Origin of the sequence: Kitasatospora sp. NPDC090091 (assembly GCF_044747365.1) — a bacterium.
Classification (GTDB): domain Bacteria; phylum Actinomycetota; class Actinomycetes; order Streptomycetales; family Streptomycetaceae; genus Kitasatospora.
Map to the genome: position 1 here is coordinate 1 of NZ_JBIVDY010000018.1, position 19,625 is coordinate 19,625.

Here is a 19,625-nt window from a genome sequence, read left to right on the forward strand (position 1 = left end):
GACGTGGCGGCGGCCGGGCAGTCCCGGATCGGGCATCCCGTTCTGGCGGCGGCCGTCCAGGTCGGCGACCGCGACGAGTGGGTCCTGACCGGCCGTCTCTCCACCGACACCCAGCCCTGGACCGCCGAGCACCTGCTCTTCGGCACGGTCGTCGTGCCGGGGACCGCGCTGGTCGAGCTCGCCCTCGCCGCCGGCCGCCGCGTCGGCACCCAGGTGGTGGACGAGCTGGTGCTGGAGGCGCCGTTGGCGCTGTCCGACGACGCGGCGCTGCAGATCCAGGTGACGGTCGGTCCGGCCGCTGCGGACGGGCGCCGTGAAGTGGCGATCTACACCCGCCCGGAGAACGGTGACGACGACGAGCGGGAGACGGTCTGCCACGCCCGCGGTCTGCTCGGCCCGGACGCCGAGCCTTCGGCGGCGTGGCCGGCCGAGTGGCCGCCGGCGGAGGCCGAGCCGCTTCCCGTGGACGGGCTGTACGCGGGTCTGGCCGACCTCGGTTACGACTACGGGCCGGTCTTCCAGGGTGTGCGGGCGGCCTGGCGTGACGGCGACCGGACGTACGCCGAGGTGGAACTGCCGGGTGACGGCGGTGGCGAAGGCTTCGGCATCCACCCCGCCCTCTTCGACGCCGCTCTGCAGAGCGCCGTCATCATGCTGACCGGGCGCGACGGTGGCGGGCACCGGATGCCCTTCAGCTGGACCGGGGTCCGGCTGGAGCGCGAGGGCAGTTCGCGCCTGCGCGTCCGAGCCGTCGTGACCGGCGACTCCTCCGTGCGCCTCGACGCGATCGACGAGTCGGGTGACGCGGTCGTGGCCGTGCGGTCCATCGTGGTCCGCCCGGTGGAGCAGGCACGGATCGACCACGCCCAGCGCGGACAGCAGAGCCCGCTCCACCAGCTGGACTGGACAGAGGTCGCCGCCGTGTCGTCGCCGACGCCGGTGCGGGTGGCCGTCCTCGGTGCCGAGTTCGCGGACCTCGGCGCGCTGGAGCAGGCCCTGGCCGACGGCGCCGAAGCGCCGGCGGTCGTCGTCGCCGCGATGGAGACCCCGGCGGGTGATCCGGCATCGGCGTCGCGCGAGCTCGCCGCGGACGCGATGGCGCTGGCACAGCGGTGGCTCGCGAGCGAGTGGCTCGGTGAGGCACGGCTCGTCGTGGCCACCCGTGGTGCGGCCGCCGTCGGTGCCGAGGCGCCGGACGTGGCGCAGGCTGCGGCGTCGGGTCTCGTGCGCAGCGCACAGGCCGAGCACCCGGGCCGCTTCGTGCTCGTGGACCTCGACGACCAGGACGTCCCGGACTGGGCCGCGGTACTCGCCTCCGACGAGCCGCAGCTCGCGCTGCGTGGTGGCCGACTGCTCGCTCCGCGGCTGGCGCGGGTGTCGGCCGTGCCCGGTGCGCTGCCGGTGCTGGACGGGACGGTGCTGGTCACCGGTGGTACGTCCGGTCTGGGTGCGCTGTTCGCGAAGCATCTGGTGGAGCGGCACGGCGTTCGCGATCTGCTGCTGGTGAGCCGGCGCGGTGCGGCGGCCGAGGGCGTGGCCGAGCTGGTGGCCGAGCTGGCGGCGGCCGGTGCGATGGCGCGGGTCGAGGCCTGCGACGTGGCTGACCGCGACCAACTGGCTGCTCTCGTCGCATCGGTGGAGAAGCTCACTGCGGTCGTGCATGCGGCGGGTGTGCTGGACGACGGCGTGATCGAGTCGATGACCGCCGAGCAGATCGAGCGGGTCATGCGTCCGAAGGTGGACGCGGCGTGGCACCTGCACGAGCTCACCGCCGGCACGGACCTGGCGGCGTTCGTCCTGTTCTCCTCGGTCGCGGCGCTGATCGGCGCTCCCGGCCAGGCGAACTACGCGGCGGCCAACGCGGCCCTCGACGCGCTCGCTGCCAAGCGTCGCGCCGAGGGCCTGGCCGCCATGTCCCTGGCCTGGGGCCTCTGGGCCGAAGCCGGCGGCATGACCGGACAGCTCGGTGACGACGAGGTCGCCCGGCTGGAGCGGATGGGCGTCGGCGCCATCACCGCCGACCTCGGCCCGAAGCTGTTCGACCAGGCCCTGGCCCTCGACACCACCCTGCTGGCACCAGTGAAGCTGGACGCGGCCGCGCTCCGCTCGCAGGCACGGGCGGGGCTCCTTCCTGCCGTGCTGCGGGGCCTGGTCCGGATGCCGAACCGCACCGCCGGATCCGGCGGCTCCCTGGCGGAGCGGCTGGCCGGGCTGGCCGAGGCCGACCGGGAGCGGGTGGTGCTGGAGCTGGTGCAGACGCAGGTGGCCGCGGTCCTCGGGCACGCCACCGGTACGGCGCTCGATCCCGATCGGGCGTTCAAGGACCTCGGGTTCGACTCGCTGAGCGCGGTCGAGCTGCGCAACCGGCTGACCCAGGCCACCGGGCTCCGACTGCCCGCGACGCTCGTCTTCGACCACCCGAGCCCGGCCATGGTCGCACGGCTCGTCCTGGCCGAGGCCGGTGGAGCGGCCGAGGGGCAGCAGCGGGCCGTGACGCGATCGCGGCGCACCTCCGTCGACGAGCCGCTGGCGATCGTCGGCATGAGCTGCCGCTACCCGGGCGGGGTGACCTCGCCCGAGCAGCTGTGGGACCTGTTGGCCTCCGGGCGGGACGCGATCACGGGCCTGCCCACCGACCGCGGTTGGGACCTGGAGCGGCTCTACGACCCGGACCCGGACCAGCCCGGAAAGATCTACACGCGCGGCGGCGGCTTCCTGGACCGGCCGGGAGACTTCGATGCGGAGTTCTTCGGCATCAGCCCGCGCGAGGCCCTGGCGATGGACCCGCAGCAGCGGCTGGTGCTGGAGGCCGCGTGGGAGGCGTTCGAGGGCGCCGGCATCGACCCGACGACGCTGCGCGGGAGTGACACGGGCGTCTTCTGCGGCGCGGTGACCGCGGACTACGGCGGTGTCACCAGCTCGGAGCTGGAGGGCTACCGCCTGACCGGCACCACCATGAGCGTGCTGTCGGGGCGCATCTCCTACACGCTCGGCCTGGAGGGGCCGGCGGTCACGGTGGACACGGCGTGCTCGTCGTCGGCCGTGGCGCTGCACATGGCCGTCCAGGCGCTGCGCTCCGGCGAGTGCTCGATGGCGCTGGCGGGCGGCGTGACGCTGATGGCCGGTCCGTACCTCCTGACCGAGTTCAGCCGCCAGCGGGCGCTGTCGCCGGACGGGCGCTGCAAGGCGTACGCGGGTGCGGCGGACGGTACGGGGTTCTCGGACGGTCTGGGTCTGCTGGTGGTGGAGCGCCTGTCGGACGCCCGCCGCAAGGGTCACAACGTGCTCGCCGTGATCCGCGGGAGTGCGGTGAACCAGGACGGTGCGAGCAACGGCCTGACCGCGCCGAACGGTCCCTCGCAGGAGCGGGTGATCCGCGCAGCCCTGGCCAACGCCGGGCTGGACACGGCGGATGTCGACGCGGTCGAGGGGCACGGGACGGGCACGAAGCTGGGTGACCCGATCGAGGCCCAGGCGCTGCTGGCGACCTACGGCCGGGAGCGTGCGGGCGACCCGCTGTGGCTGGGCTCGCTGAAGTCGAACATCGGACACACCTCTGCCGCCGCCGGCGTGGGCGGTGTGATCAAGATGGTGATGGCGATGCAGCACGGCGTTCTGCCGCGCACGCTGCATGTGGACGAGCCGTCGCCGCACGTGGACTGGGCCTCGGGCGCGGTCGAGCTGCTGACCGAGCCGCGTGACTGGCCTGCGTCGGTGGGGCGTCCCCGGCGTGCCGCGGTGTCGTCGTTCGGTGTGAGCGGCACGAACGTGCACGTGATCCTGGAAGAGGCTCCCGCGGCGGAGGCACCCGTTCGGGGTGCGGAGCTGCCGGTGGTGCCGGTCGTCGTGTCGGCCAAGTCGGAGGCGGCGCTGCGTGAGCAGGCGGAGCGGCTGCGGGCGCACCTTCTGGCGGAGCCGGATGTCTCCCTGACGGACGTCGCGTTCTCCTCGGTGGTGTCGCGGGCGCAGCTGGATGCCCGTGGTGTGGTGGTGGCAGCCGATCGTGGTGAACTGCTTGCGGGTCTGGCCGGGTTGGCTGCTGGTGATCCGGTGGGTCAGGTGGTCGAGGGTCGTGTGGTGGCGGGGCGGCCGGTGTTCGTGTTCCCGGGGCAGGGCGCGCAGTGGGCCGGCATGGCGGTGGAGCTGCTGGACTCTTCGCCGGTGTTCGCGGGTTTGATCGCGGAGTGTGACGAGGCGTTGTCCGCGTTCGTGGACTGGCGTGTGGTGGACGTGCTGCGCGAGGTGGAGGGTGCGCCGTCGCTGGAGCTGGTGGATGTCGTCCAGCCGGTGTTGTGGGCGGTGATGGTGTCGCTGGCCGGGTTGTGGCGTTCGTTCGGTGTCGAGCCGTCCGCGGTGGTGGGTCATTCCCAGGGCGAGATCGCGGCGGCGTGTGTGGCGGGTGGCCTCTCGCTTCAGGACGGTGCCCGGGTGGTGGCGCTGCGCAGTCGTCTGGTGCGGGAGCGTCTGGCGGGTCGTGGTGGCATGGTGTCGCTGGCGGTGGCGGTGGAGCGGGCCGAGGAGTTGGTGGCTGCGTTCGACGGTCGGGTGTCGGTGGCGGCGGTGAACGGGCCGGCGTCGGTGGTGGTTGCGGGTGAGCCCGGGGCGCTGGACGAGATCGTCGCCGAGTGTGAGGCGGATGGTGTTCGTGCGCGCCGGGTGGCGGTGGACTACGCGTCGCACTCCGTGCAGGTGGAGGCCATCGAGGAGGAACTCGGCAACGTTCTGGCTTCGCTGCGGCCGGTGTCCGGAAGCGTCCCGTTCTACTCGACGGCGGTGGGCGGGTTCGTCGACACGGCATCTCTCGACGCGGGCTACTGGTACGGGAATCTGCGGGGTCGGGTCGGTTTCGAGGCGGCGGTGCGGGCTCTGACGGACCAGGGGACGGGCTGTTTCGTCGAGATGTCCCCGCACCCGGTGCTGGGTCTGGCGCTTGAGGGCACGCTGGCCGCGCACGGTGCGGCCGAGCGGGTGGGTGTGGTCGGGTCGTTGCGGCGCGGTGAGGGTGGTCTGCGCCGGTTCGCGTTGTCGCTCGCCGAGGCGTTTGCGGTGGGTGTGGCGGTGGACTGGTCCGTGCTGTTCGCGGGTTCGGGAGCGGCCCAGGTCAAGCTGCCGACGTATGCGTTCCAGCGCGAGCGGTTCTGGCTCGCGCCGAGCAGCAGTGCCGGCGACGTGACCGCAGCCGGTCTGGTGCAGGTGGACCACCCCGTGTTGGGTGCCGCGGTGCGCGTGGGGGATCGGGACGAGTGGGTGTTCGCGGGGCGGATGTCCCAGGAGACCCAGCCGTGGACCCGTGACCACATGGTGTTCGGGTTGGTGTTGGTGCCTGGTGCTGCGCTGGTGGAGATGGCGTTGTCGGCCGGCCGTCAGGTGGGCTGCGGGGTGCTGGGTGAGCTGGTGTTGGAGGCGCCGTTGGTCCTGGAGGACGATGCGGTGCTCCAGGTGCAGGTCACGATCGGTGCGGCCGGTGAGGACGGGCGTCGTGAGGTCGGGGTGTACTCCCGCCCGGAGGTCGGTGACGGCGACGAGGTCGAGACGACCTGCCACGGTCGTGGCTGGCTGACCGGGACCGCCGAGCCGGTGGCGGCGTTCCCGCTCCAGTGGCCGCCCGCCAACGCCGAACCCGTCCCCGTCGAAACGCTCTACTCCCGTGTGAACGACCACGCGCGACTGACCGACATCGGCTTCGACTACGGCCCCGCGTTCCGGGCCGTACAGGCGGCATGGCGGGTCGGCGACGAGGTGTTCACCGAACTCGAACTGCCCGAGGTCGCGGGTGACCCCCAGGGCTTCGGCGTTCACCCGGCGCTGCTCGACTCCGCCCTCCACGGCGGGCTCGGCATGCTCGACCGCGGTGGCGAGAACCCGGGCGGACTCCCGTTCTCCTGGTCGGGCGTGCGGCTGGACCGCACCGGGCTGACCCGGCTGCGGGTGCGGATCGGCCTGGCCGGCGAGGCCGCGCTGCGGCTCGACATCGCGGCCGAGGACGGCACGCCGATCGCCCGGGTGGAGCGCCTCGACGTCCGACCGGTCGAGCAGGCCCAGCTCGAAGCGGCGCGACGGGGCGGACAGCGTCCGCTCTACCAACTCGACTGGGTTGCGGCGCCGGCCACGCCGTCGTCGTCGGTACGGATCGCCGTGCTCGGTGACGCCGAGGCGCCGGGCGAGCGGTTCGCGGACCTGGACGTGCTGGAGAAGGCACTCGTCGACGGCGCCCGGGCACCGGAGCTGGTCGTCGCGACGGTCGTGCCGCCTGCGGGCGATGTGCACGAGGCGGCGCGCAAGGCCGCGACAGAGGCCCTGGGCCTGGTGCAGCGCTGGCTGGCGAGTGCCGTGCCGGCCGAAACCCGGCTCGCCGTGGTGACCCGCAACGCGGTCGCCGTCGGCACCGAGGCGGCGGACGTGGCGCAGGCCGCGGTACGGGGCCTGGTGCGCAGTGCGCAGTCGGAGCACCCGGGCCGGTTCGTGCTCGTCGATGTGGACGAGTCCGGTGCAGTGGACTGGGCGAAGGTGTTCGGTTCGGACGAGCCGCAGTTCGCGGTGCGTGGGGGCCGGCTGGTCGTACCGCGGCTGGGCCGTGCGGACACGGCGGCCGAGGGCACGGTGCTGGACGGGACGGTGCTGGTCACCGGTGGTACGTCCGGTCTCGGTGCGCTGTTCGCGAAGCATCTGGCGGAGCGGCACGGGGTCAAGGACCTGCTGCTGGTGAGCCGGCGTGGTGCGGCGGCGGAGGGTGTGGCCGAGCTGGTGGCGGAGCTGGCGGCGGCCGGTGCGACGGCGCGGGTCGAGGCCTGCGACGTGGCCGACCGCGACCAACTGGCCACGCTCATCGCATCGGTGGAGAAGCTCACCGCCGTCGTGCATGCGGCCGGTGTGCTGGACGACGGTGTGATCGAGTCGATGACCGCCGAGCAGATCGAGCGGGTCATGCGTCCCAAGCTCGATGCAGCGTGGCACCTGCACGAGCTCACCGCGGACATGGAGTTGTCGGCGTTCGTCCTCTTCTCCTCGGTCGCGGCACTGATCGGCAGTCCCGGTCAGGCGAACTACGCGGCGGCCAATGCAACGCTCGACGCGCTCGCCGCCAAGCGCCGCGCCGACGGCCTGGCCGCGACCTCGCTGGCCTGGGGCCTCTGGGCCGAGGCCGGCGGCATGACCGGAGAGCTGAACGAGGCCGAGATCGCCCGGCTGGAGCGGATGGGCACCGTCGCCCTGACAGCAGAGACGGGCCTGGACCTGTTCGACCGGAGCCTCACGGCCGGTGCTGCTCTGCTGGCGCCCGTGCAGCTCGACCTGGGCGCGCTGCGTGCCCAGGCGCGGGAGGGAATGCTGCCCGCGCTGCTCCGGGGCCTGGTCCGGATGCCGGAGCGATCGGCCGAACCCTCGGGCGCCTCGCTGGCACAGCGGCTCGCGGACGTGCCGGAGGCCGACCGGGAGCAGGTCGTGCTCGACCTGGTGCGGACGCACGCCGCGGCTGTCATCGGGTACCCGTCCGGAGCGGCCATCGACCCGGACCGCGCGTTCCAGGAACTCGGCTTCGACTCCCTCGGAGCCGTCGGCCTCCGGAACCGACTGACGCAGGCGGTCGGCGTCCGGCTGCCCGCGACGCTGATCTTCGATCACCCGACGTCGAGGGCGGTCGCGACCCTGCTCCTCTCCGAGATCGGCGGCGTCGCCGCAGAACCGCCGATGGACGTGGAGCTGAAGAAGCTCGAGGACATGTTGGCCGGTGCCGAGAACGCCGAGAAGCAGCGCGTGGCGGGCCGCCTCCGCGCTCTGCTGGCCGGCCTCTCCGACAGCGGACAGGACACGAGCGGACAGATCGAGGCCGCCGCGACCGCGGACGAGGTCTTCAAGCTGATCGACGCCGAGTTCGGCGAGGCATGACAAGGACTGTGAACATGAGCGCTGGCAGCACCGAATCCGAAAACGAGAAGCTCCTCCGCTACCTCAAGCGGACGGCCGTCGACCTCAACGAAGCCAAGGCGCGTCTGCGCGAGTACGAGGACCGGGCCAACGAGCCGGTGGCGATCGTGGGAATGAGCTGCCGCTACCCGGGCGGGGTGACCTCGCCCGAGCAGCTGTGGGACCTGGTGGCCTCCGGACGCGACGGCATGTCGCCGATGCCCTCCGACCGCGGCTGGGACCTGGAGCGGCTCTACGACCCGGACCCCGACCAGCCGGGAACCTCCTACTCGCGGGTGGGTGGCTTCATCGACGGGGTCAGTGAGTTCGACGCCGACTTCTTCGGCATCAGTCCGCGCGAGGCCACGGCGATGGACCCGCAGCAGCGGCTGCTGCTGGAGGCCGCATGGGAGGCGTTCGAGGACGCGGGCATCGACCCGACGACGCTGCGCGGCAGCGACACCGGTGTGTTCTGCGGTGTCGGCGCATCGGACTACGCCGTGGGCCCGGCCGGCAGCCTGCCCCAGGTCGAGGGGCTTCGCCTGACCGGTTCCACGTCCAGCGTGGTGTCCGGTCGTGTCTCCTACGTCCTGGGCATGGAGGGGCCGTCCGTGTCGGTGGACACGGCGTGCTCGTCGTCGCTGGTGGCGCTGCACATGGCGGCCCAGTCGCTGCGTTCGGGCGAGTGCTCGATGGCGCTCGTCGGCGGGGTCACCGTGCTGTCCGGGCCCTTCCTGTTCGTGGAGTTCAGCCGCCAGCGGGCGCTGTCGCCGGACGGGCGCTGCAAGGCGTACGCGGGTGCGGCGGACGGTACGGGGTTCTCGGACGGTCTGGGTCTGCTGGTGGTGGAGCGGCTGTCGGACGCCCGCCGCAAGGGCCACAAGGTGCTGGCGGTGCTGCGCGGGAGTGCGGTGAACCAGGACGGTGCGAGCAACGGTCTGACGGCTCCGAACGGGCCTTCGCAGGAGCGGGTGATCCGGGCGGCGCTGGCGAACGCGGGCCTGGACATGGCGGATGTCGATGCGGTCGAGGGGCACGGGACGGGCACGAAGCTGGGTGACCCGATCGAGGCCCAGGCGCTGCTGGCGACCTACGGCCGGGAGCGTGCGGGCGACCCGCTGTGGCTGGGCTCGATCAAGTCCAACATCGGCCACAGCTCCACGGCGGCCGGCGTGGCCGGTGTGATCAAGATGGTCATGGCGATGCAGCACGGCATGCTGCCGCAGACGCTGCACGTGGACGAGCCGTCGCCGCACGTGGACTGGGCCTCGGGTGCGGTGGAGCTGCTGACCGAGGCGCGGGACTGGCCTGCGTCGGCGGAGCGTCCGCGGCGTGCTGCGGTGTCGTCGTTCGGTGTGAGCGGGACGAACGCCCACGTCATTCTGGAGGAGGCCCCGGCGGCCGAGCCGACCGAGCCGGTCGAGGCACCGGAGCCGACCGAACTGCCGGTCCAGGGCGTGGACCTGCCGGTGGTGCCGGTGGTCGTGTCGGGCAAGTCGGTGCCGGCGCTGCGTGAGCAGGCGGAGCGGCTGCGGGCGCACCTTCTGGCGGAGCCGGATGTCTCCCTGACGGACGTCGCGTTCTCCTCGGTGGTCTCCCGGGCGCAGCTGGATGCCCGTGGTGTGGTCGTCGCCTCCGATCGGGATGAACTCCTCGCGGGTCTGGCCGGGTTGGCTGCTGGTGATCCGGTGGGTCAGGTGGTTGAGGGTCGTGTGGTGGCGGGGCGGCCGGTGTTCGTGTTCCCGGGGCAGGGCGCGCAGTGGGCCGGCATGGCGGTCGAACTGCTGGACTCCTCGCCGGTGTTCGCGGGTTTGATCGCGGAGTGTGACGAGGCTCTGTCCGCGTTCGTGGACTGGCGTGTGGTGGACGTGCTGCGTGAGGTGGAGGGTGCGCCGTCGCTGGAGCTGGTGGATGTCGTCCAGCCGGTGTTGTGGGCGGTGATGGTGTCGCTGGCCGGGCTGTGGCGTTCGTTCGGTGTCGAGCCGTCCGCGGTGGTGGGTCATTCGCAGGGCGAGATCGCGGCGGCGTGTGTGGCGGGTGGCCTGTCCCTTCAGGACGGTGCCCGGGTGGTGGCGCTGCGGAGCCGTCTGGTGCGGGAGCGTCTGGCGGGTCGTGGTGGCATGGTGTCGCTGGCGGTGGCGGTGGAGCGGGCCGAGGAGTTGGTGGCTGCGTTCGGCGGTCGGGTGTCGGTGGCGGCGGTGAACGGGCCGGCGTCGGTGGTGGTTGCGGGTGAGCCCGGGGCGCTGGACGAGATCGTCGCCGAGTGTGAGGCGGATGGTGTTCGTGCCCGGCGGGTGGCGGTGGACTACGCGTCGCACTCCGTGCAGGTCGAGGCGATCGAGGAGGAACTCGGTAACGTTCTGGCCTCGCTGCGGCCGGTGTCCGGGAGTGTGCCGTTCTACTCGACGGCGGTGGGCGGGTTCGTCGACACGGCGTCCCTCGACGCGGGCTACTGGTACGGGAATCTGCGGGGTCGGGTCGGTTTCGAGGCGGCGGTGCGGGCCCTGACGGACCAGGGGACGGGCTGTTTCGTCGAGATGTCCCCGCACCCGGTGCTGGGTCTGGCGCTTGAGGGCACGCTGGCCGCGCACGGTGCGGCCGAGCGGGTGGGTGTCGTCGGGTCGCTGCGGCGTGGTGAGGGTGGTCTGCGCCGGTTCGCGTTGTCGCTTGCCGAGGCGTTTGCGGTGGGTGTGGCGGTGGACTGGTCCGTGTTCTTCAAGGACACGGCCGCGGCCCAGGTCAAGCTGCCGACGTATGCGTTCCAGCGTGAGCGGTTCTGGCTGATGCCGGGTGCTGGTGGTGGTGATGTGTCCGCGGCCGGTCTGGTGCGGGTGGACCACCCGGTGTTGGGTGCCGCGGTGCGCGTGGGGGATCGGGACGAGTGGGTGTTCGCGGGGCGGATGTCCCAGGAGACCCAGCCCTGGACCCGTGACCACATGGTGCTGGGCACGGTGATCGTGCCGGGCATCGCCCTGGTGGAGATGGCGCTGACCGCCGGCCGCATGGCGGGCTGCCCCGTCGCCGACGAGCTGGTGTTGGAGGCGCCGTTGGTCCTGGAGGACGATGCGGTGCTCCAGGTCCAGGTCACGATCGGCGCGGCGGGTGACGACGGGCGCCGCGAAGTGGCGATCTACAGCCGTCCCGAAGGCCTCACCGAGGACGAGCTGCGGGAAGTGACCTGTCACGGGCGCGGATGGCTCGCCCCCGAGAGCGATGTCGCCCGGTGGCACGAGGTGTGGCCGCCGGAGAGCGCCGAGACCGTGTCGGCGGACGCCCTCTATGCGGGGATGACCGAACTCGGCTACGACTACGGCCCGATGTTCGCGTGCGTACGCGCCGCGTGGCGCCGCGGCAGGGAGGTCTTCACCGAGCTCGCGCTGCCCGACGGCACCGACAACGGCGGGTTCGCCGTGCACCCCGGACTCCTCGACGCTGCCATGCACGGCGGTCTGCTGGGGGAGAAGTCCGGCGACGGAGTTGTTCTGCCGTTCTCGTGGTCCGGGGTGCGCCTGGGTGAGGGCGGCCCGTCCCGGGCCCGCGTGCGGATCTCCCCGGCCGGTGAGTCCGCACTGCGGGTCGAGGTGGTCGGCGAGCAGGGCGAACCCGTGTTGCACGTGGACAAGCTCTTCTTCCGTCCGGTGGACGCTTCGCAGCTTGAGCGTGCGCAGGGTGTGGGTGATGCGCTGTTCCGGGTGGACTGGGCCGAGGTTGCGGTCGAGCCGGTGGGCTCGGTGCGGGTGGCCGTTCTGGGTGAGGACTTCGTCGACCTGGACGCGCTGGAGCGTGCCGTGGTCGGGGGTGCGGAGGTTCCGGAGCTGGTCGTCGCCGAGGTTGTGGCTCCTGTGGACGGGGGTCCGGGCGCGGCGCGGGCGGTTGCGGCTGGGGTTCTGGGGCTGGTGCAGCGTTGGCTGGCCGTGGAGGGGCTGGGTGAGGCGCGGCTGGCGGTGGTGACCCGTCGTGGCGTGGGTGTGGGTGACGAGGTGCCGGATGTGGCGCTGGCTCCGGTGTGGGGTCTGGTGCGTAGTGCGCAGTCGGAGCATCCGGGCCGGTTCGTGCTGATCGATGTCGACGCGGAGGCGGACGGGGTTCCGGAGTGGGGTTCGTTCGCTGCTGGTGACGAGCCGCAGTTCGCGGTGCGTGGTGGCCGGGTGCTCGCGCCGCGACTCGCGCGGGTGTCGGCGTCGTTGCCGGCGGGTGGTGCGTGGCGGCTGGCGGTGGGGCGTGCGGGTTCGCTGGAGGATCTGGCGCTGGTGCCGTCCGACGGTGGTCGGCCGTTGGGTGCGGGTGAGGTGCGGGTCGATGTGCGGGCTGCGGGTGTGAACTTCCGTGACGTGCTGATCGCGCTGGGGATGTATCCGGGCGATGCGCCGCTGGGCAGCGAGGCTGCGGGTGTCGTGGTCGAGGTCGGTGCCGAGGTGACCGACCTCAAGCCCGGCGACCGCGTCTTCGGCTTCGTTCCCCAGGGGTTCGGTCCGAGGGCGGTGGCCGACCGCCGGATGGTCGTCCCCATGCCGGCGGGCTGGTCGTTCGCCCAGGCGGCGGCGGTGCCGGTGGTGTACCTGACCGCGTACTACGGGCTGGTCGATCTGGCGGGTCTGCGTGCGGGGGAGCGGGTGCTGGTGCACGCCGCCGCGGGTGGTGTGGGGATGGCTGCGGTGCAGTTGGCCCATCATCTGGGTGCGGAGGTGTTCGCGACGGCGAGTCCGCACAAGTGGGATGCGGTGCGGGCTCTGGGTGTTGCGGACGGGCGGATCGCCTCCTCGCGGGATCTGGCCTTCCGGGAGGCGTTCCTGGAGGCGACCGGTGGTGCGGGCGTCGACGTGGTCCTCAATGCCCTCGCGGGTGAGTACGTCGACACCACGCTCGAACTGCTGCCCCGGGGCGGCCGGTTCATCGAGATGGGCAAGACCGACATCCGTGACCCCGAGGTCATCGGCACGGCCCACGCCGGCGTCCGGTACGAGGCGTTCGACATGTTCGACGGGGCGGGAATCGACCGTCTGCAGGAGATGCTGGTCGAGATCACCGCACTGTTCGAGCGAGACGCGTTCACGAGTGCGCCCGTCCGGGCGTGGGATGTGCGTCGGGGTGCCGAGGCGCTTCGGTTCCTGCGTGAGGGCCGCAACATCGGCAAGGTCGTCCTCACCGTTCCGCAGACGCTCGACCCCTCCGGCACGGCCCTGATCACCGGTGGTACGTCCGGTCTCGGTGCGCTGTTCGCGAAGCACCTGGTGGAGCGGCACGGCGTTCGCGATCTGCTGCTGGTGAGCCGGCGCGGTGCGGCGGCCGAGGGCGTTTCCGAGCTGGTGGCCGAGCTGGCGGCGGCCGGCGCGACCGCGCGGGTGGAAGCCTGCGACGTGGCCGACCGCGACCAACTGACCGCTCTCGTCGCATCGGTGGAGAAGCTCACCGCGGTCGTGCATGCGGCCGGTGTGCTGGACGACGGCGTGATCGAGTCGATGACCGCCGAGCAGATCGAGCGGGTCATGCGTCCGAAGGTGGACGCGGCATGGCACCTGCACGAGCTCACCGCCGGTACGGACCTGGCGGCGTTCGTCCTGTTCTCCTCGGTCGCGGCACTCATCGGCGCTCCCGGCCAGGCGAACTACGCGGCGGCCAACGCGGCCCTCGACGCCCTCGCCGCCAAGCGCCGCGCCGAAGGCCTGCCCGCGACCTCGCTGGCCTGGGGCTTCTGGGCCGAAGCCGGCGGCATGACCGCGCAGCTCGGTGACGACGAGGTCGCCCGGCTGGAGCGGATGGGCGTCAGCGCCCTCTCCGTGGAGCTGGGCCTGGACCTGTTCGACCAGGGCTTCAACGCCGACACGGCGCTGGTCGCCCCGGTGAAGCTCGACACGGCCGTGCTCCGGTCCCGTGCGCGGGCCGGAATGCTGGCCCCGCTGCTGCGCGGCCTGGTGCGGACGCAGACCCGGCGCGCGGAGACGGGCGGCTCGCTCGCGCAGCGCCTCGCCGGTGTGCCGGAGGCGGACCGTGAGCGGGTGATGCTGGAGCTGGTGCAGACGCAGGTCGCTTCCGTTCTCGGGCACGCCTCGGGCGCGGCGATCGATTCGGAGCGGGCGTTCAAGGAGCTCGGGTTCGACTCGCTGAGCGCGGTCGAGCTGCGCAACCGGCTCGCACAGGCCACCGGGCTCCGGCTGCCCGCGACCCTGGTCTTCGACCACCCGACCCCGGTGGCCGCCGCACGCATGCTGCTCTCCTCCATGGGGACCATCGAGGTGTCCCGTCCGGCAGCGTCCGTGACGGCACACCGGACGGACACCGACGAGCCGTTGGCGATCGTCGGCATGAGCTGCCGCTACCCGGGCGGGGCGATCTCGCCCGAGGGGCTGTGGGAGCTGGTGTCGACCGGCCGCGACGCGATATCCGGCCTGCCCACCGACCGCGGCTGGGACCTGGACGGGCTCTACGACCCGGACCCGGACCACCTGGGGACCTCGTACACGCGCAGCGGTGGCTTCGTCGACGGCATCGCCGACTTCGACGCCGAGTTCTTCGGGATCAGCCCGCGCGAGGCGATGGCGATGGACCCGCAGCAGCGGCTGCTGCTGGAGGCCGCGTGGGAGGCGTTCGAGGACGCGGGCATCGACCCGACGTCGCTGCGGGGCAGCGAGACGGGTGTCTTCTGCGGCGCGGTCACCTCGGACTACGGCAGCTCGACGGCGCCGGAGATGGAGGGCTACCGGCTGACCGGTACGACCACGAGCGTGGTGTCCGGGCGTGTCGCCTACAGCCTCGGGCTGGAGGGCCCGGCGGTCACGGTGGACACGGCGTGCTCGTCGTCGCTGGTGGCGCTGCACATGGCGGCGCAGTCCCTGCGCTCGGGCGAGTGCTCGATGGCCCTGGTCGGCGGGGTGTCCGTGATGACCGGGCCCCAGCTGCTGATCGACTTCAGCCGCCAGCGCGGTCTCGCGCCGGACGGGCGCTGCAAGGCGTACGCGGGTGCGGCGGACGGCACCGGGTTCTCGGACGGTCTGGGTCTGCTGGTGGTCGAGCGGCTGTCGGACGCCCGCCGCAAGGGTCACAACGTGCTGGCGGTGATCCGTGGGAGTGCGGTGAACCAGGACGGTGCGAGCAACGGTCTGACGGCTCCGAACGGTCCCTCGCAGGAGCGGGTGATCCGGCAGGCGCTCGCCAACGCGGGCCTGACCGCGGCGGAGGTCGATGCGGTCGAGGGCCACGGCACCGGCACGAAGCTGGGTGACCCGATCGAGGCCCAGGCGCTGCTGGCGACCTACGGCCGGGACCGGTCGGCCGACCCGTTGTGGCTGGGCTCGATCAAGTCCAACATCGGCCACAGCTCCACGGCGGCCGGCGTGGCCGGTGTGATCAAGATGGTCATGGCGATGCGGAACGGGGTTCTGCCGCGGACGCTGCACGTGGACGAGCCGTCGCCGCACGTGGACTGGGCCTCGGGTGCGGTGGAGCTGCTGACCGAGGCACGGGACTGGCCCGCGTCGGAGGGGCGCCTGCGGCGTGCGGGTGTGTCGTCGTTCGGCGTGAGCGGCACGAACGCCCACGTCATTCTGGAGGAGGCCCCGGCGACCGAGCCGGCCGAGGCGCCGGAGTCGACCGAGGTGCCTCTCGTGCCGGTGGTCGTGTCGGCCAAGTCCGAGGCGGCGCTGCGGGAGCAGGCGGACCGGCTGCGGGCGCATCTCCTGGCGGAGCCGGATGTCTCCCTGACGGACGTCGGCTTCTCCTCGGTGGTCTCCCGGGCCCGGCTCGACTCCCGTGGTGTGGTCGTCGCGGCCGATCGCGATGAACTCCTTGCCGGTCTGGCCGCGTTGTCGGTCGGTGAGCCGGCGGCTCGGGTGGTCGAGGGTCATGTGGTGGCGGGTCGCACCGCGGTGCTGTTCACCGGCCAGGGTTCGCAGCGGGCTCGGATGGGTGTGGAGTTGGCGGGGGCGTTCCCTGGGTTCGACGCTGCTCTGGAGCTGGTGTGTGCGGAGCTGGATCCGCTGCTGGGGCGTTCGTTGTGGGCGCTGTTGAGCGCGGAGGAGGGTTCGGCGGAGGCTGCTCTGCTGGATGCTACGGAGTTCACGCAGGCGGCGCTGTTCGCCGTCGAGGTGGCGCTGTTCCGGCTGGTGGAGTCTCTCGGGGTCCGGGTGGACTACGTGATGGGGCATTCGGTCGGTGAGATCGTGGCCGCTCACGTGGCGGGTGTGTTGTCGCTGGCGGATGCGTGTGCGCTGGTGGTGGCGCGCGGTCGGTTGATGGGTGCGCTGCCGGCAGGCGGTGCGATGGTCGCCGTGCAGGCCGACGAGGACGAGGTGGCTGCCTCACTCGCCGGGTTCGAGGGCCGGCTGGAGATCGCCGCCGTCAACGGCCCGCGCGCGGTGGTCGTGTCCGGCGACGCCGACGCCGCCGAGGAATGGCTCCCGGCCTGGGAAGGCCGCAAGACCTCCCGCCTGCGCGTCAGCCACGCCTTCCACTCGCCCCGCATGGAGCCGATGCTGGCGGAGTTCGAGCAGGTCGCCCGCGGTCTGTCCTACGAAGCCCCGCGGATCGCGGTGGTGTCGAACGTGACGGGCGGTCTGGTCTCGGACGAGCTGGCCGATCCCGCCTACTGGGTGCGGCACGTGCGTCGGGCGGTGCGGTTCGCCGACGGCGTGCGGACGCTCCACGAGGCGGGCGTGCGCCGGTTCCTGGAGCTGGGCCCGGACGGTGTGCTGACCGCGATGGCCCGCCAGACCCTGGACGAGCTCGGCGATCCCGCCACCGGTACGGATGCGGTGCTGGTCCCCGCGCTGCGGGCCAAGCACCCCGAGGCGCGGACCTTCGTCGGATTCCTGGGACAGGCCCACGCCGCGGGCGTGGAGGTGGACTGGTCCACGTACTACGGCAACACGGGTGCGGCCCGGGTCAAGCTCCCGACGTATGCGTTCCAGCGGGAGCGGTACTGGCTCGCGCCGGGCAGTGGTGCCGGGGACGTGGCGGCGGCCGGGCAGTCCCGGATCGGGCATCCCGTTCTGGCGGCGGCCGTCCAGGTCGGCGACCGTGACGAGTGGGTCCTGACCGGCCGTCTCTCCACCGACACCCAGCCCTGGACCCGTGACCACGTCGTCCTCGGCACGGTGATCGTGCCCGGGACCGCGCTGGTCGAGCTCGCCCTCGCCGCCGGCCGCCAGGCCGACACGCCCGTCGTCGACGAACTCGTCCTGGAGGCACCGCTGCTCCTGGAGGAGGGCATCACCCGGCAGGTCCAGGTGACGGTCGGCCGGGCCGACGAGGACGGTCGCCGTGAGGTGGCGGTGTACACCCGCCCCGAGAACGGTGACGACGACGAGCCGAGGGAGACGACCTGTCACGCCCGCGGCCTGCTCGCTCCCGATACCGGGTCCGCCGCCCCCTGGGCCGCCGCATGGCCGCCCGTGGGGGCGGAGGAGGCGTCGGTGGACGCCCTCTACACGGGCATGGCCGACCTGGGCTACGACTACGGGCCCGCCTTCCAGGGCGTGCGTGCGGTGTGGCGCTCCGGGGGCGACGTGTACGCGGAGGTCGCGCTGCCCGGTGACACCGGTGGTGAGGGCTTCGGCATCCACCCGGCGCTCTTCGACGCCGCCATGCACGGTGGCCTGCTGCAGCAGGGCGAGGGCGTGTCCGCGGTGCTGCCGTTCTCCTGGTCGGGCGTTCGGCTCGGCCGGACGGGACAGTCCCGGGTCCGGGCGCGGATCAGCCCGACCGGCGACGGTGCGATGAAGGTCGACATCGCGAGCGAGCTCGGCGAGCACGTGCTGAGCATGGCGCGGCTCGACATGCGGCCCGTGGAGCAGGCACAGCTGGAGTCCGGTCAGCGGGTCAAGCGCAACTCCCTCTTCCAGCTCGATTGGGTCGACGTCACGGCCGCGTCGCGTCCGGCACCGGTGCGGGTGGCCGTCCTCGGTGAGGACTTCGCGGACCTGGACGCGCTGGAGAAGGCGCTCTCCGACGGCACCGAGGCACCGGAGGCGGTCGTCGCCTCCCTCGGGAACTCCGGCGGCGGCGCGGCCGCCGACGGTGACACGGCCGGCGCGGCACGGACGGCCGTGGCCGAGACGGTGGCGTTGGTGAAGCGCTGGCTGGCGATCGAGCCGCTCGGGCGGGCACGGCTGGTCGTGGCCACCCGCAACGGCGTTGCCGCCGACGGCGGAACGCCGGACGTCGTGCAGGCCTCGGTGTGGGGCCTGGTGCACGGTGCCCAGGTCGAACACCCCGACCGCTTCGCGGTCGTGGACCTCGCCGACGGCGCCGCCCCGGACTGGGACGCGGTACTCGCCTCCGACGAGCCGCAGCTCGCCGTGCGCGCGGGGCGGCTGCTCGCGCCGCGCCTGGCGCGGGTGTCGTCGGCGCCCGGTGCGCTGCCCGTCCTCGACGGGACGGTGCTGGTCACCGGCGGTACGTCCGGGCTCGGTGCGCTGTTCGCGAAGCACCTGGTGGAGCGGCACGGGGTCAAGGACCTGCTGCTGGTGAGCCGGCGTGGTGCGGCGGCGGAGGGTGTGGCCGAGCTGGTGGCGGAGCTGGCGGCGGCCGGTGCGGCGGCGCGGGTCGAGGCCTGCGATGTGGCCGATCGCGACCAACTGGCCGCTCTCGTCGCATCGGTGGAGAAGCTCACCGTCGTCGTGCATGCGGCGGGTGTGCTGGACGACGGCGTGATCGAGTCGATGACCGCCGAGCAGGTCGAGCGGGTCATGCGGCCCAAGCTCGATGCGGCGTGGCACCTGCACGAGCTCACCGCGGACATGGAGCTGGCGGCGTTCGTCCTCTTCTCCTCCGCCGCGGCACTCATCGGCAGCCCCGGTCAGGCCAACTACGGTGCGGCCAACGCGGCCCTCGACGCCCTCGCGGCCAAGCGGCGCGCCGACGGCCTGGCCGCCACGTCCCTGGCCTGGGGCCTCTGGGCCGAAGCCGGCGGCATGAGCGGCGAGCTGGCCGAGGCCGACCGGACCCGCCTGGCGCGGTTGGGCATCGGCGCCATGCCGGCCGAGCTCGGGCTCGGCCTGTTCGACCAGGCACTCGCCTCGGACACGGCCCTGCTCGCGCCCGTGAAGCTCGACACGACCGCCCTCCGGGCCCAGGCGAGGGCGGGTCTGCTGCCGGCCCTGCTCCGCGGCCTGGTTCCGGCGCCCGCCCGCCGGGCGGGGACGAGCGGCTCGCTGGCACAGCGCCTCGCCGGCGTGGCGGAGGCCGACCGGGAGCGGGTGGTGCTGGACCTGGTGCAGTCGCAGGTGGCCGCCGTCCTCGGGCACGCGTCCGCCGCGGCGATCACCGCGAACCGGGCGTTCAAGGAGCTCGGGTTCGACTCGCTGAGCGCGGTCGAGCTGCGCAACCGGCTGACGCAGGACACCGGCCTGCGGCTGCCCGCGACGCTGGTCTTCGACCACCCGACCCCGGTGGCGATCGCCCGGTTCCTCCTTGCGGAGGCTGCTCTGGACGGCACGTCCGTCGAGCCGCGGTCCGAGGAGGAGGAGATCCGTGCGGTGCTGGCGTCGATCCCGATCGGCCGTCTCCGCAAGGCGGGTCTGATCGACACCCTGCGGGACCTCGCACGGACCGACGTGGACGGGACGGGCGGTGCGGCCGAGGAGGGCGGAACGGCCGCCTCGATCGACGACATGGATGCCGCGGCCCTGATCCGGATGGCCCGGGCGGACTCCGCATGACCGGCGGCCGCCTTGCCAACGCCCCTCCGGACGCGGCCCGGGGGTGACCGATCGTGTCCGCCGGCTCGA

At 72.9% G+C, this 19,625-nt stretch carries 2 protein-coding genes; both read left to right on the forward strand.

What is annotated here, in order from left to right; genetic code table 11:
* A partial coding sequence (locus tag ACIPSC_RS28050) for an SDR family NAD(P)-dependent oxidoreductase (protein WP_400829067.1) occupies positions 1-7,884 on the forward strand: 7,884 nt, incomplete at its 5' end.
* Between the two features lie 14 nt (positions 7,885-7,898).
* Complete coding sequence (locus tag ACIPSC_RS28055; RefSeq protein ID WP_400829069.1) at positions 7,899-19,556, forward strand: SDR family NAD(P)-dependent oxidoreductase; 11,658 nt, start codon at positions 7,899-7,901, stop codon at positions 19,554-19,556.
* Positions 19,557-19,625: the final 69 nt, after the last annotated feature.